The 14265-nt window shown below is 67.5% G+C and carries 8 protein-coding genes; 2 read left to right on the top strand and 6 right to left on the bottom strand.

Features of this window, described 5'->3' with window-relative positions; translation table 11 throughout:
* Positions 1-145: 145 nt before the first annotated feature.
* Positions 146-583: a hypothetical protein gene (locus tag ACFFGH_RS32665; protein ID WP_386676776.1), complete on the bottom strand. Its 438-nt coding sequence runs from the start codon at positions 581-583 to the stop codon at positions 146-148.
* A 268-nt stretch (positions 584-851) separates the two neighbouring features.
* Here ACFFGH_RS32665 and ACFFGH_RS32660 point away from each other — a divergent pair, with 268 nt between their 5' ends.
* Positions 852-1793 carry an integron integrase gene (locus tag ACFFGH_RS32660; protein ID WP_386676774.1) on the top strand — a complete coding sequence of 314 codons (942 nt, stop codon included), beginning with the start codon at positions 852-854 and terminating at the stop codon, positions 1791-1793.
* Between the two features lie 137 nt (positions 1794-1930).
* On the opposite strand, the gene ACFFGH_RS32655 is transcribed toward ACFFGH_RS32660, so the two are convergent.
* The 5 genes from ACFFGH_RS32655 to ACFFGH_RS32635 are packed head-to-tail and all read right to left on the bottom strand — an operon-like array spanning position 1931 to position 12508.
* Positions 1931-4096 carry an SWIM zinc finger family protein gene (locus tag ACFFGH_RS32655; protein WP_386676772.1) on the bottom strand — a complete coding sequence of 722 codons (2166 nt, stop codon included), beginning with the start codon at positions 4094-4096 and terminating at the stop codon, positions 1931-1933.
* The gene (locus tag ACFFGH_RS32650; protein ID WP_386676770.1) at positions 4093-5211 is read right to left on the bottom strand and encodes a VWA domain-containing protein; all 1119 of its coding nucleotides are present in this window, start codon (positions 5209-5211) and stop codon (positions 4093-4095) included. Before ACFFGH_RS32650 ends, ACFFGH_RS32655 begins: the two co-directional genes overlap by 4 nt.
* The gene (locus tag ACFFGH_RS32645; RefSeq protein WP_386676769.1) at positions 5208-7646 is read right to left on the bottom strand and encodes a DUF5682 family protein; all 2439 of its coding nucleotides are present in this window, start codon (positions 7644-7646) and stop codon (positions 5208-5210) included. Before ACFFGH_RS32645 ends, ACFFGH_RS32650 begins: the two co-directional genes overlap by 4 nt.
* A 16-nt stretch (positions 7647-7662) precedes the next feature.
* Positions 7663-8763: an ATP-binding protein gene (locus ACFFGH_RS32640; protein ID WP_386676767.1), complete on the bottom strand. Its 1101-nt coding sequence runs from the start codon at positions 8761-8763 to the stop codon at positions 7663-7665.
* 4 nt (positions 8764-8767) lie between these two features.
* Entirely contained in the window at positions 8768-12508 is a 3741-nt protein-coding gene (locus ACFFGH_RS32635) for a DUF4132 domain-containing protein (protein WP_386676765.1), read from the bottom strand.
* Positions 12509-12687: 179 nt separating this feature from the next.
* On the opposite strand from ACFFGH_RS32635, the gene ACFFGH_RS32630 reads away from it, so the two are divergent.
* Positions 12688-14064 (top strand): hypothetical protein, encoded by a 1377-nt coding sequence (locus tag ACFFGH_RS32630; protein WP_386676763.1) that lies wholly within the window; start codon positions 12688-12690, stop codon positions 14062-14064.
* Positions 14065-14265 lie beyond the last annotated feature (201 nt).

The following is a 14265-nucleotide window of genomic DNA, read 5'->3' as shown; positions in this document are numbered from 1 at the left end:
CCCGAGGCCATGGCTGGGATAGGGAACAGAGCTACAAGAACTGTTCCGACGAGTCGCCTAATCCCATCCATTGGGCTCTAACACCTGAGTTAAGCCGCGCCGCGAAGCGGCGTCGGCTTGGACGAATTGTTAGGTGCCGCCCCCTTCACCTGCGGCGCCCTTGCTCTTGGGCCATTTCGCGGGCCACCAAGCACATTGTGTAAGGGTCTACGACACCAGCCACCGGCCTCCGACGTTCGGCCTCACACTCTGCCCCGAATTGGCGCTCCAAGCTGGCACGGTACTCGGCACGTTCTTGCTTTTCGCGTTCCGCTTCCTGGCGAGCCTGATAGCCGTTATAGGCGTACAGCCCACCCGAGCAAGCCAACACCAAGGCCAGGGCCGACAGCAGGTATTTTGATCCGCGGGCGCCCAAGACCCAGAAGCTGGCGACGAGCGCCACCGCTGCTGCGGGGAGCGCTAGGCCAAGCAAAAGCAGGTCGGGGATTGAATCGAAGTCCGACCCGTAGCGGTAGCGATTCCAAAGGACGAAGCAGACAACGCCCGCAAACCACAGCGCTCCCACGGCGACGGCGAGGCGCACGCTTATGGATCGAGGGCGAGTGAGCGGCATGCGGCACCTAACTACCTATTATGCGGACCGGTGGGTCCGGCTATACATCCTAAGGCTCCCTCACGGTTTGCCGGGCAACCCCTTTTCCGGATTGGAAAAGTCGCAAGCTGGGTCCGCGTAACAGCCGGCGCAAACCCGGACGCAGATCTTCACACATTCCACGGTAGCGTTTGGGCCTTTCCAGCACTGAAAGGAGCGACCGTCATGGGGTGAGCACACCCCCGCCCCACTGCGCCTCATGGATGTCGTTTGCATCACCTGCCGCCGCAGGCACCTGAGCCGCAGGACCGAGGAGGCTTACCGCCTCTGGATCCGTCAGTACATCGCCTTCCATGGTCGGCGCCATCCACGAGACGTCGGGACGGCCGGGATTGTCCCCTTCGTCAACCACCTGGCCATTGGGCGCAGCGTCGCCGCCTCGACCCAGTCGCAGGCATTCAACGCCCTGCTGTTCCTGTATCGGGACGTGCTCGGGATCGAGGTGGAGCATCTTTCCGGCCTCAACCGCATCCAGCGCCTCTCGCGGCTGCCTGTGGTCCTGACCATCGACGAGGTCCGTCGCGTGCTCTCGTTGCTGGACGGCTATCCGCGCCTGTTGGCCGAGCTGCTATACGGGACGGGCCTGCGCATCACCGAGTGCATAACGCTACGGGTGAAGGACGTGGACCTGGAGGCCGGCGCCATCAACGTCCGGTGCGGCAAGGGCGGCAAGGACCGGACCGCCGTATTGCCCCGGGTGTTGCGAGAACCCTTGAAGCGCCAACTCCTGCGGGTGGCGCAGCTTCACAAGGCGGACCTTGCACGCGGCCGCGGCCATGCCCCGCTTCCCGGCAACCTCGATCGAAAATACCCAACTGCCAGCCAGTCGCTGGGCTGGCAGTTCCTGTTCCCGTCGAGGGTGGTACGCCAGTGCGATGGAACCGGCCGTTGGCTGCGCTGGCACACAGCGGAAACGGGGCTGCAAAAGGCGTTCAAGCAGACGCTGGCCCTGGCGGGAATCCACAAGCACGCGAGCGTCCACAGCCTGCGCCACTCATTCGCTACGCATCTGCTGGCAGGCGGCACCGACATCCGAACAATTCAACTCCTTCTCGGGCATCGAAATCTGAAGACCACCATGATCTATACCCATGTGGAGCAGCCGGTTCGCCAGACGACCAGCCCGCTGGACTTGCTATAGGTCAGAACTCAGCGGCCCGACGACGTCCGCTTCGGGTCGTAAGCGGACCCCGGGTGGTCGGTGCCGCGAGGCTGGTCAGCCGCAACTGGAACCGTGACGCAGCCGCATCAGCGCACGCAGCATCCGGCGGACTGCACTCACGCCCCAGCGTCGACCCCCGCCAGGCGCGAAAACTGCATCTGCACGTACTGCATCCGCAGCAGGACATCTACGGGGTTGGTCTCGCCGAGGTTCAGGCTGAAGGCGTCGAAGCCGCTGTCGCGCAGGCGCTGCGCGTGTGCGCGGTGCTCCTGCTCGAAAAGCCCGCGGTTTTCGCGAGGGATGCCCCGCTCGGCCTGGCGCACCAGCCACGTGCGCAGCTCGCGCAACGATGCTGGCAAGCCAGCACCGGGGGACATCGTTGCCATGTCAGGGGCGGACCGCTTCACTGCGCGCTTCAAGGCACCGAGTGCACGTCCAGCAAAGCTTTCAGCTGGCGCCGGATCAAAGTAGAGCGCATCGACCGCGGTGTTCGAAGACGTCGAGGCAGGCCGGAGCAGGCTCAACGGCTCGACGACCAGTCCAGTTGGCCGCCGCTGGATGCGCGCGATCACGACCGTGCCAGTGGGGGCGCCAACGTCGCCGAGCGACTCGATGCGGTCGATCGCGGCGTGCGCGTAGTCGGAGAACATCACCTCAGCGTTGAGCAGCTGGTTGTCCGAATCATGCAGCGGCCAGACCAGCGTCTGCCGCGCGGCGTCGAACTTCGGCGCACCGAAGCGCGCAGGTGCGAGCACGACCCAGTCCTGCATCGGTTGCGGCTCGGATAGGAGGCTGCGGCGGGCCTCGTCCGCGCGCGTCTGCAGCGTCTGCCAGTTCGAGCAGATCGGCAGCGCCTCACGGATGCGTTCGTAGCTGACCGGCTGCACCGTCGCGCTGGTGCGCTCGGCAAGCGACAGGCGTCCGACTCCGCTGATCTGTGCATCGCGCAGCGTGACCAGGCGGCCGGTCGCGTCCTGTGGAGACGAAAGGCCGGTCCAAGGTCCCGGGCTCCTGTAGCGCGTGACCGGATTGAATCCGCGCTGCAGCTCCGGGCGCGCATCCGTGCAGGACACGAACGCCTGATCGGCCACCGACCAGAACAGCATGGTCAGACCGATATACCCCGATGCTGCGCGCCAGGGCATCGCGCCCAGTCCGATCAGCTCCATTGCACCGGCCGTCTCGTATCGGCTCCGCGCTCGCCCCACGAGGTGGACCGGTGCCTCGCCGCGCTTGGCCGTGTACTCAAGAGCACCGGTCAGCGCGTACGCCAGCGTGAGTTCGTCGAACAGCCGGTGCTCGTCGGCTGAGCCGGCGCGATCGAGCAGCAGCTCGACGTGGTCGGCAATGCGTCGGAGCAGCAGGGCAAGACGGTAATACTCGGCGCCCTGCGCCCAGACGGCGAGCGTCGAGTAGCGCTCATGGATGCTCTGGGACAGGTGCGACAGCCCAAGTTCGATGCACTCGCCGATCAGCTGCCGCGTCGAGGCGCGCAAGCGTGCGCGCGAGTCCTCGCGCGTGGCGTCGGGCGCGTCGGCCAGCGCGTGGTCCTTGCCGAAATCGAGCGCGGCCGTCTGCGGCTTGCCGCGCGCCTCCACGACGGCCGGTTCGATGCCATGCGCACGCTGGTAGGCGAGCACCGCCGCAACCCGGTACTTCTCCGGCTTGCTGACCGTCGCATCGCAGAGCAGGTTTTCGAGCTGGCCGCCGAGGTAGCGGAACGTCATGCGCGGATGCGAAAAGCGGATGACGACGTGGCTCTCGCCCCCGATCTGGACACCGCTCTCCGGATCGAGATCGAGCACAAAGTCGCGTGCCCATCGATAGCCGGGCAGGGAGGCGTGCTTGCTCAACGCCGCCGGCGTAAACGCCATCAGCGCTGCATGCAGGGTTTCGAGCGGCTCCGGCCCTGAAGGTGATTCAGCTGCGGCAGGCGCGTCTTCCGCCGCCTGCTTTGGATCAGGGGCGGACGTCACCGGTGTCGGGGCCTGTGCCGACGTCGGTGCGCTGCGTTGAAGCCACAGGCATGCCGCCAGGATGTGCTGGCACACGCCGGCGCTCGGGCACGAGCAGCTGGCTTGGGCCGGGCCGCGCGCGTCGAAGCGGACGGTGTGTCCGCCGGCCGCGACCACTACGGCGTCCCCGGTCGCTTCCGTGATCTCAGGCGGCTGGGCTTCCAGGTCCTTGCCAGCGCGCCTGAGCAGGCCGCGGTTGGCCAGTGCGACGAACGCTTCCTCGTCGAAGCGCTGCAGCTGTTCGGACAGGACGGCGAGCAGGCTCACGAGGTCACCTTGACCAGCCACTGGGCGAGGCGCTGCGGCGTCAGCGCGGCGATCTCCATGCCGCATGCGGCCAGGCGGCCGGCCATCTCGCGGTCGTAGTGCGGGTTGGCCTCGCCGTCGAGCGCGGCGAGGCCCAGCAGCTTCACGCGCGCTTCGGCCAGCTTGCGGACCGCGCGCACGAGCTCGCCGGGCGGCGCGCCTTCGCAGAAGTCGGTGACCAGCGCGAGCACGGTGCGATGCGGGTTCTCGACGAGCTGCGCGCAGTAACGCACCGCTTGCGCGATGTCGGTGCCGCCGCCCAGCTGGACCTTCATCAGCACTTCGACCGGGTCGTCGACGTGGTCGGACAGGTCAACCACGCTCGTGTCGAAGACGACGATCTTGACCCGGAAGGCGGGAAGCCCGGCCAGGATGCCGGCCATCACCGCGCTGTGGATGACCGAGTCGGCCATGCTGCCGCTCTGGTCGACGCACAGGATGATGTCCCACGGCAGCCGGCGCGTGTTGCGCTCGAAAAAGCGCATCTGCTCGACGACCAGCTTCTGTCGCTCGAGGTCGTAGTTCTTGAGGTTGCGACGGATGGTGCCGAGCGCATCGAAGTTCTGTGCGATCTGCACAGGCGAATGCCGATTTCGGTTGAGCCGCCCCGACATCGCGCGACGAATGTCCGGCTCCATCTGCCGGCGGATCTCCTCGACGACCTGCCTGATGATCCGGCGCGCGACGTGCAGCACGTCCCCTTGCAGGTGCCCGCGCAGGGTCAGCAGCGTGCGCAGCAACTGCTGGTTCGGCTCCAGGCGCTCGAGCGTCTGCGGGTCGGTGACGAGCTCGGTCAGCCCGTATCGATCGAGCGCATGCTTTTCGATCACCTCGGCGGTGTCGCGCGGAAACAGCGCGCGCACTTCGCCAAGCCAGTTCACAAGCGTCACCTGTGAAGCGTCGAGCGAGCCCGGGCCTGTCTCATTACGCAGGCCCCGGCCCTCGTATTCGCGGCCGTAGAGGTACTCGAGCGCAGCGTCCATGCGCGCGGCGTCGCTGCGCATGCCGCCTGCGCCCGGTTCCAGACGCTGGGCGTACTTGCCCAGCACCAGCCGCCACCGCTCGACGGTGCTCATGCGCCCACCCATTCGCCGAGCCCGTCCTCGACCAGCACGGCGCGCAGTGCCTGCGAGAGTTCGAGGTTGCGCTGCACGGTTTTCGCATCGAGCGCGCGGTGTACGAGCGGGCCGATGTCATCGGCACCATGGAGGCCGCCAACCGCCTGCGCGATACGGTCGGTTTCCTTCGGCGTCATGCCGGCGAACGCGAGCCGCAGCTCCGGCAGCGCCGCGATGAACGCATCCTGGTCCCAGTGCTGCAGCAGCTCGTCGACGACTTCGAGCAGGCGCGGCTCCTGCCATGCGATCTCGCGCGCCGTCTGCAGCAGGCCGCGCAGGAACGCGACCGCTTGGTGCGGCTCGGGCGCGCCGCGGAAGTGACCGTCGAGCGCGGTCAGCAAGTCGGCCTCCGGGAGGCGACCGGCGGAATACCGCAGCCCTGCGGCCGCGCCTCGAATCAATGGGGCCGCATGTCGCGCCTGCAGGTGCTCGAGCATCAGCCAGTAGAGCGCGGCGTCGAGATCGCGACCTGCCTCGCTGACCAGCAGCTCGCGCAGCTGCGAAAGCGACTGCACCGTGGCCGCGGGATCCGCCGGTTTGTCCGGAAGTTCGTGTCCCAGGTAGACCGCACGCCGGTACCCGGCCGTCAGCAGCGCCGGCAGTTCGTCGAGACCGCGCGCCTCCAGCGGCTCACGCGATTCTAAGAGCACGGCGAGGTTGGCCACGGCGGCCGCCACGGACTCGAAGGTCGCGTCGCCGGCCACTGCGTCGGCGAGCAGCGCGATGACGCGGGGCAAGTGGTCGTGCAGGCCCAGCACGCAGCCTTGGGTGAGCATCTTCGCCGCCGCGCTCGCGCTCTTGGCCTCACCGTCGGCCTGCATCCGATCGAGGCGTTCGACAAAGCGATTGGCCACGGCGAGGGGCAGCGTGGGGCCATACACGGACGCCTCCACCAGCGCGGCTTCAGTCGCAGCCGAGTAGCTGTATTCCCAGTGCTCCTGCAGCTTGTCCAGGCCAATGCCGTTGACGAAGTCCGGGCCGGCCGTGCGGAAGCCGAAGGGCACGTTGAGCATCAGCAGCCCGTGCAGGAGCCTGCTGGTCATGCGGTGGGCAGGGCGACGGTACAGATCCAGCGCGGCGCGGCGCGGCTGTGAGTCGTCGACCTTCAGCCGCTGACGGCGCAGGCGCCACGCGACATCGTTCACCAGCGGTGGCGTGTGCGCGCCCGGCGGGACGGTGCCCATGGCGGTGCCACAGAGGACGCGGTGGGTGGCGGCCAGGACCAGCGCGCCGTCTGCATCCGCGTCCCCCTTGATGAAGCAGCTGCGTACGGCGTCCATGACGTCGTCGCGCACGGGCGCGGGGCGCTGACGCAGCTGCGCGAGCCGCAGGGTCTGCTCGTAGGCGGCCGCGAGCGCAGGCGTCGGCAGCGGCACGGCCGGCTTACCGCGTAGTTCGAGTGCCACGTCGGTGAGCGCGTCCAGCGCGGCCGCGGCGCGCGCCTGCGGCGTCCCGGCGGTGCCGAGCTTGTCGAGGCGCAGCATCTGGTCCCACAGCCGCTGGTGCCACGCCGGCGAGGTCATGCCCGCCGAATAGCCGTTGAGCCGGTCAAGCCGCTCGAAGCTGTAGCGGATCAGCGCGGCGTTCTCGTCGGAGATCGCCGAGCGCGAGATGCGCGGACGCGGCGGTGGGCTGGCGAGCAAATCGGGCAGGATGACCGCATGGAAACCGCCGACCACAGCGACCACAGGGCCGGCGCCCTCCGGTCGCTGTGCGAGCGCCTCCCGAACGTGCCATGCCATCTCGGCTTCGCGCTGCAAAGTGCCGTCGGCCTGCAGCTCCTGCTCGGAAGAATCGACGCGCGCAAGCTGGCAGTACGCTGCCACGCGCGCGACGTGCTCCTCGAGCGAAAGACTGGCAGCAGGCACCTCGAACAGGTGCTCCCACAGCTCCTCGTGGTCGCGACAGCCCAGCTGCTGCGCAAGGCGCTGCAGGTGCTCGCTGCGCCGGTAGTGGCGCTCCTCAAGCAGCGACTCACCCTCGCCGTCGTCGCCAGCGGACTCCAGCAGGCTCTGCTCGGAGAAGTCGAGGTCGATGAAGCGCGCCTGGATACCGCGTTGGTGCGCCTCACGCAGCGCGACGAGCTCAGGCGAGTAATCGCAGAACGGGTAGTAGGCGGAGCGGCGCTGCTCCGCGCGCTCGCCCTCGGCCTTGTGCACCGCATAGGCGTAGACCGCCAGCGGCATCCGCGCCTCGGGGCTCGCGAGCAGCGGCACCATCGGGGTGAACGAGCGCGGGCCTTCGACGAGCACCGCGCTCGGCGGCGTCTGCGCGATCAGGCGTCGCAGCTGCCAGGCGCACCCCGGGCTGTGGTGGCGCACGGGAAAGACCACCAGCTCAGGCGTAATGAGCCGGGCGCCGAGCGCGCGGAGCTGGGCCACATCCATCTGCATCAGCCAGACTCGCGGATCAGCGCTCGAGTTCTCTGCGCGCTTCCAGCACGCGCTTCCACTCGGGCTGGCGCTGCGCACGCTGCTTCACCACCACGTCGAAGTAGTGGCGCAGCTTCTTGCCGTCGTCCGCGTTGTCCTTGAGCACCGTGCCGATCAGCTGGCGCGCGATGTGCTGGCCGCCGACCGTGCCGTCGCCGAAGTAGTGCGCGTCCAGGCTCGCCGCGTAGCCGACTGCTACGGCCTCGGCCGACGACATTACCGCCGTGGGCTTTTCGACCACCAGGCCCTCGGTCGTGACGCCATGCCGCAGATCCTGGAACGCGGTCACCAGCAGCTCCAGAACGTCGTCGCTGAAGTCGACCTCGACCTGCGAGTGCCGGAGCAGCGCATCAGTCTGGCTCTTCACGAGCTGCGTCTCGAGCCGGCGATCGCTGATCGGGCGCACGGTCTCGAAGTTGAAGCGGCGCTTGAGCGCGCTCGACATCTCGTGCACGCCGCGGTCGCGGATGTTTGCGGTAGCCAGCACGTTGAAGCCGGGCGCTGCGAAGACGGTGGCGTCGTCGCCGTCGAGTTCGGGTACGTGCAGCACCTTGTCCGACAGCAGGCTGATCAGGCTGTCCTGGATCTCCGGCTGGACGCGCGTGATCTCCTCGAACCGGCACAGCACGCCGCGCTGCATCGCGTCGTACATCGGTCCGCGCACGAGCGCCCGGGGCGAGGGGCCTTCGGCGAGCAGCAGGGCGTAGTTCCAGGAGTACTTGATCTGGTCTTCCGTCGTGCCGGCGGTGCCCTGGATCGTGCCGATCGAGGCGCCGGAGATCGCAGCCGCGAGCAGCTCGGAGAGCATCGACTTCGCCGTGCCCGGCTCGCCAACGAGCAGCAACGCGCGGCTGCTCATCAACGTCACGATGCACCGGTCAATCAGCGCATCGTCGCCGTAGAACTTGCGACCGACGCCCAGCTTGTCGTCGCCCAGGATGAAGGCCCGCACCGCGCGTGGCGAGAGCCGCCAGCCCGGCGGCTTCGGTCCCTGGTCGCTGCTGCGCAGGCGCTCGAGGTCGCCTGCGTACACATGTTCGGCCGGTGCGCGCAGCACTGATGCAGAAGAGATGTCCATCGCGTCAGTACTCGCTCTTCTTCTGCCAGTCCGGATCGAAGCCCGCACCGTCCTTCGCGATCAGGCGCATGTCGTTGTAGCACTCCGACAGCAGCACCGCGGGCACCTGCGAGAGGGGCAGTCCCGACAGGTTCCAACGCGACTGCTCGTCCTGGGTGCTGACGAACGACAGCTTGAGCAGCGCGACGGTGCGGTTCTGCTCGGGAAGCGGATTGCCGGTGAACTCGATGACGGCGAGCAGGCCGAGCGTCGGGAAGCGCTTCTCGTAGGTCATGAACCAGCCCCCGTCCTCGGCGGCGCCACGGGTGTAGCCGAGCTTCAGGGCGCGGCCGCGAAGGGCGAAGGCCTCGATCAGGTGGCCTTCGAAGTCGTCGACGCTGGTGGCGCTCTTCTTATCGGCCGGCAGCGTATACGTGCCCTTGCCGAACTGCTGGAACAGCGGCGTGACCTCGTAATCGAGCAGGTGCTGCTGCCAGAGCTCGACGTCGGCGGCAGGCAGGTTCGAGTCGTGGGCGATGCGCACGCGCGCGGCGGCGGCGGGCGTCACTGCATTGTCGTCGTTGTCGGTCAGCGTGCCGTCGTCGAGCGGCCGGAAGGTTGCGGTGATCCGGTCGTCTTCCACGAGGCTCCAGACCAGACGCTGGGTCAGCAGGCGCACGACCGGATGGCGATTGAGATAGCGCTCCCAGTCCTCATACGGCCAGTCGCGCTCGGTGCACAGCGCCTCGTAGAGGCGGCTCGTCTGGAGATCGACGACGCTCTTGATCTCCTTCTTCGCAGCCGAGAACGCCTTCTTCGAATCCTTCGCGAGCTCGGCGTCATCGTCCTGGCGCGGCTCGGGGAGCGAGGCAATCTTCTTGCCGTCCGGGTTGTACAGCTCGACCTTCAGGTCCGGCTGCAGCTTCGCGGTGAACACGCGCGGGCCGTAGCTGAGTTCCAGCGTTGCGGTCTCGTCGAATCCAGCGGTCGGCATCGTGCGGTCGGCGAGCTCGGCCAGCGTCCAGCCCTTACGCTCGGCGAGCGCCTCGGCCTGCCGCGTGGCCTCTTCCTGGAAGCTCTTGGTGCGGAAGCGGCTGCCGACCGAGAGCATCAGCTGCGTCGCACTCGGGTGCTCGATCCAGGCGAGCATCGCGATCAGCGCCTTACCCTGCGCCGCGCGAGTGCCGTAGTACTCCTTCAGATAGCGCGCGACCGGCGCGGCCGCACGCTCGGCGGCGCAGGCGGCCGCGATGGCGAGCAGGCCCTTGCTGCCGATGGCCGAACCGGCAGGCTGGCGCATGAAGCCCGGCAGGAACTTCGCGGTCAGCTCCTCGACCGACTTGCCGAAGTTCGGATCGTCCTTGTAGTACTTCGGATAACTGGCCATGGAGCTGTGGGTCGACGTGGCCGTCGACTTCGCCAGCGACATCGCCTCGTCCGGCGAAATCGGGCGCACGTCCTCGACCAGCCAAGCCTCGAGCACGAATTGCCCGAATGCTTCGCGGTCGCGCGGGGCGAACATCGCGCAGTACTTGCGCAGCACCGCGTTGGGCTCGGGCGACTTGTGCTTGACGGCCTGCACGAGCATCCAGCGCAGCACGTCCGCCGGCACTGGCGCTCCGGTGTCGTTCCAGCGCACGGTCGGCAGGGCGGCCCACGGGAACCACTCCAGGTCCTTGGGCAGTCCCTTCGCAAGGGTCTTGGCTGCGTCGGCTTCAAGCGCCGTGCGATCGAGATACTTCTCGACCGGCTGGCCGAGCAGCTCGAGGGTGTCGAGCATTGCGCCCTTCGGGACGTCCTGCTTTTCCTTGGAGACCGCCTTCTCGAGCGCCGGAATGGCCTGCTCGCACCGCAGGCGTCCGAGCCATTGCGCGGCCACCGTGCGGACGTCAGCCTTGCCGTCTGCGAGGGCGCTGATGATGCGCACCTCCTTGCCGGGCAGGTTGTCGAGCGCTTTCTGAGCGGGAAGGCGATCGGTCTTGCCGCTTCCAAGTGCGAGGTCGAAAAGGGCGTTGACGACTTCGGCGGGCGGGGTGGGCAGCGTGGCGATCGCCCGGTAGATGCCCTGGCGATCGAACGAGTAGTCTCGCGTCTGCGTCGGGTTCATCAGCTGGATCAGGCGATCCATGCAGTGGGCGAAGAACGGCCACACGGCTTCGTCCGACCAGTCCTGCGCCAGCACATCGCCCCAGCCCGCGCAGTAACTGCGCATGACCTGCGTACGACCGTCGAGGCCCATCTCGGTGAGCATTTCGGACAGCTCGAGCAGCGTGGGGCGCCCGGTCTTGCGGTGAAGCGCGTTGAAGCTGGAGGGAACGACACTCGTGAGAGTTCCGTTCTGGACGGACAGCAGGTCGAAGAAGGAAAGAATCTTCAGCAGCGCGACGGGCGTCATGGCCTCATGAGCTGCAAGCGTGCCGATGGCCGGCGCCGCAAACTGCCAGTTCGTCCGGTGCTCGTACCTGGGCTTGCGAGCCGCCGCCTGACCGTCGGTCTCGAGGTACTGGAGCAGCATCCGCAAATGAGCATCTTCGAAGGGCGCGGCCTGGTGGAGCGGGTAGTTGCGTCCTTCGGCCAGATTGCGCTCGTGGTACTCGCGCCACTGCTTGTTGCTCTTCTCGATCGCCTGGTTGATCTGCGGCCACGCACGCTCGATCGCCTGCTGCAGCGATGGGCTGATGCCGCCGGTCCAGTCGATGCGCGGAACCGTGTAGTCAAAGGACGGAGCGCTGTCCGCGATCTCGGCGATGCCGCGCCACTCATTGGGGAGGGCCTGGACCAGAGGGGCCTTGTCGGCGGCCGCCGTCTGCTCGGCCAAGTCACGTATCGCGGCGTCGTCCAGCTGGCGGCCAATCGCGTGCAGGAGCCGGAGCGCGTTCAGACGCTGGTCCGGCTTGCCACTGAGCGCAGCGCGCTTGAGGGGTTCAACCGAGCCCATGCCGCACCGCATCACAAGGGGCTCGGCGGCTGCCCGGACGAGTTTGCTGCTCGATACCGCAAGCTCCACGAGCTCGTCGACGTATCGCTCCAGCACGCGCCCCTCGACCTCCGCGAGCAGCCCCAACACATGGACGCGCTGGGCGGCCACCGGTTGAAGAAGCAGCGGGCGCAGTACCTCATGGTGACGTTCGAGGGCATCGGCATAGCCGCGCAACTGGGTCACCATCGACAGGCGCTGTGTCGGCCCGTAATTGCTAATCGGCGTTGCGAATGCGGAGACGAGCAATGCTGATGGAGCGAGCCCGTCCGCAATCAGCATCTGTTCCACCCCGAAAGCCGACAGCTTGTCCGATGCCTCTGGACTGCCGTACCAGGCATTGAGGTGGCGGCCGGTCGCGTGCATCAAAAGCGCTTCCGGCCAGCGGATGCCGCCCTCGAACACAAAGCCCCACGAGGCCAGATTGCCGTTGGCGGACGCGCCTGCGCTTGCCACGAGCAGCTTGGCCCAGCGCAGCATCGTCTCGGTGGGCACTTCATCGAATGCGTCGTAAAGCGCCGGCGCACCGTGCCGGTCCCCCGAGCCTCCGGAGATCAGTCGAAGGCGGGTGGCCAGGTTGGAGACTTGGGCGACTTCGCCAAGCACCGACCACGGCTCTCCGTGCAGGACGTAGCTGAGCATGTCGCGCCTGAGGCCCGACCGCGCTCCCTTGCGGGTCTCGTCGACCTCCGCGAGCAGCGTGCTCAGTTCCTTGGTCCAGGTCTCCGGCAAGCCCTCCGGGATTTCGACCGACGCACCACCGATGAACTTCTCAATCCATTTCAACATTGCCTTCCCCAAGGCGTTTCCTGTGTGCGGACTATAGGGCGCTCGCGTCTCAGTTTCTGCACCCCGGTCGGGTCCGCCACCGGTTCAGCATGCTTGCTGCGACGGCGGTCGCGAGTCGACGGCCCGCGCTGCTAGGCTCACCTATGCGGACGCACCTGACTGGCGTCCTGGGGATCGATATGGAAATCAGAAAGGCCGCCCGCGCGGGCGCATGGGTCGTGGGCGGGCTGCTGGCGCTGGCGGCCCTGCTGTACGCAGCACTGCTGGTCATCAATTGGAAAGACGAGGCGCCTTCCGCGGCCGCCGAGCGCATGGTCGCCCTCGAGCGCGGGCGACCGGCCGTTGCAGACGAGGCCAATGGGTTCGTGCACGCACTGGGTCTGGCCGCGCCCGAAGACGCTGACCCGGTCGCCTTCGGTCGCGAGCGCAAGCGCTGGCTCGACACATACGTCGCGCCGCCGGGCGGGTACGGCTCCACTGAGTTCCCAACGAAGGATGCCGACTATCGCGCGTCGCGCTCCCTGGAAGTGGCCGCCCTCGCAAAGGCGTGCTCGGAAGGGGTGGAATGCCTGAACGCCTTGAACGCCAAGCCGGGGGTGCTCGGCCAATGGCTTGCCGGCGAGCAGTGGCTGCTGGACCGGTACCGGACGATGATCGCCCTTTCGGATTGGCGCGAAACGACCCCCCGCCACATCAGCGCGCCGCTGCCGAGCTACCACCACCCGATCGAGATGCAGAAGCTGCACCTGCTTGCGGTGCGCGAGCACGCGATCGCCGGCGAGGCCGAGGTCGTGCGTGACCTTCTCGAGCGCGACCTCGTGTTCTGGCGCCAGGTGCTGGCTTCGTCGGACCTGCTGATCTCCAAGATGATCGCCACGGCCGCGGTGAAACGGCACTTCGTGCTCGGGAACCTTGCGCTTCGTGAGTTGCCAGCTGACGTGGCAGCTGACGCCGTCCCGGTGTCATGGCTGACGCCGCTGACCGCAAACGAGCGCTCGATGGAGCGCGCGCTCGCTGGCGAGTGGCACTTCGGCGCGGCGGCGATTTCGGCAGCGCTTTCGCAGGAGGGGCTGGGTCCAAAACCCACCGGTATCGCCTGGCTGGGTGACCGGCTCGGCCGCCCGTTGCTGAAGCCCCAGGCAACGCTGAACCTCAGCGCCGAACGCATGGCGCGTCTGACCGAAGCCGCACGGGCGCCATACCCGGACCTCCGGGAAGCGATGTCGGTTGCGCACGCGGGCGTCGATCGCGAGGCCAGCGCGTTCCGTTTCTACAACCCGGCTGGGAGCGTTCTGGACTCCATCGCGGCGGGCGCCGACTACTCGCGGTACATCGCTCGTACTAGCGATATCGAAGGTCTGCGACGTGCTGCGGTGCTCACTGCGGAACTGAGGGCGGCCGGTGTGAGCGCCAGCGCCGCAGATGAGGCGATCAAGCGCGCCGGACTGCGCGATCCCTATAGCGATGAGCCGTTCTCGTGGAACGAGGCCGAGAGAGCGGTCGTCTTCGAAGGGGCGGAGCCCGGTGACCGCGGCCGCCACGCACTGCTGCTGTAGGCACCGGCGTCGCCGTACCTCGTTACCGCGTAGGTGCGCCAGTCGGACCGGGCGTCAACGGCAAGCAACCGACTATGGCCCGAAGTCACCGCTACCCACGCTAGGTCCGACGTCGGGTGCGTACAAACGGCGCGCCCCTCCCTTGCGATGTCGTGCGGGCAGTATCTGCTCACCCTAAGTGATCGCGAGAAACAAAGCGGC

This window comes from Lysobacter korlensis (assembly GCF_042434515.1).
This window is presented reverse-complemented; position numbering and strand designations above follow the sequence as displayed.

Excerpts from the sequence above, each read along its gene's own strand:
- ACFFGH_RS32635 (WP_386676765.1), bottom strand. The coding sequence starts at position 12,508 with ATGTTGAAATGGATTGAGAAGTTCATCGGTGGTGCGTCGGTCGAAATC.
- ACFFGH_RS32640 (WP_386676767.1), bottom strand. The coding sequence starts at position 8,763 with ATGGACATCTCTTCTGCATCAGTGCTGCGCGCACCGGCCGAACATGTG.
- ACFFGH_RS32630 (WP_386676763.1), top strand. The coding sequence starts at position 12,688 with ATGGAAATCAGAAAGGCCGCCCGCGCGGGCGCATGGGTCGTGGGCGGG.
- ACFFGH_RS32650 (WP_386676770.1), bottom strand. The coding sequence starts at position 5,211 with ATGAGCACCGTCGAGCGGTGGCGGCTGGTGCTGGGCAAGTACGCCCAG.
- ACFFGH_RS32660 (WP_386676774.1), top strand. The coding sequence starts at position 852 with ATGGATGTCGTTTGCATCACCTGCCGCCGCAGGCACCTGAGCCGCAGG.
- ACFFGH_RS32645 (WP_386676769.1), bottom strand. The coding sequence starts at position 7,646 with ATGCAGATGGATGTGGCCCAGCTCCGCGCGCTCGGCGCCCGGCTCATT.